Origin of the sequence: Photorhabdus sp. RM96S (assembly GCF_042879335.1) — a bacterium.
Classification (GTDB): domain Bacteria; phylum Pseudomonadota; class Gammaproteobacteria; order Enterobacterales; family Enterobacteriaceae; genus Photorhabdus; species Photorhabdus kayaii.
On the sequence record NZ_JBHFKT010000143.1, the window covers coordinates 1 to 743 of the forward strand.

The following is a 743-nucleotide window of genomic DNA, read 5'->3' on the forward strand; positions in this document are numbered from 1 at the left end:
CCATCGGATCAGTATCCGGCGAAAGCGATTCATCCAGCTATGAGTCCTCCCGACAACCCATCTTTGAGCTTTAAAGTCCGTATTTTGGCAGGTATCTGATTCTTCCTTGCAAGACTGGATGTGCGGCTCGTAGTGCCGACTTTGTAGATAGCCAGCCATTCAGCATCATATCCCTTATCCAGACACAGACTGACCTTTTTACCGGGCTTGCCTGTCTGAAGTGCATCAAGCGTATCCACAACGAGTTTGATATCGTGAGTGTTTGCCGCGGCAACAACGAGTGAAAGAGTAAGCCCTTTAGCATCTGTCATGAGGCTGCGTTTTACGCCTTGTTTCCCTCGGTCCGTGGGGTTACGACCTGTTTTTTTGTCCCTGCTAAAGGGGATTTGGTCATGCAGCCATCCAGTGATAACCACGACCAGTCGATGCTCGCAGGCCAGTAAACCGTTCTGCCAGAAGCGTTCAAAAATGCCTGCGTCACGCCATTCCTGAAAACGACGGTGAGCAGAACTTGACGAACATTATTCCTGTTGCATTCAGGGCGTTCCATTGGCAGCCCGTTCTGAGCACAAAGAAGATAGCATCCATAGCGGCGCGGTTATCAACACGTTTGCGATGTGTGCCTAGCGGATGCTGAGTTTTATATTCGGGGATAAGTGGCGCCATTTTTCCCCAAAGTTCATCACTGAGCCGCCATTTATTGTTTGCCATATTCTCTATACCTTCAGAAATTATCCGTTATA

At 48.9% G+C, this 743-nt stretch carries 1 pseudogene; it reads right to left on the bottom strand.

Annotated elements, in window-relative coordinates:
• Window positions 1-711, bottom strand: a pseudogene (locus ACGF49_RS24655) (IS5 family transposase); the annotation flags it as partial.
• Between the last annotated feature and the right edge of the window lie 32 nt (window positions 712-743).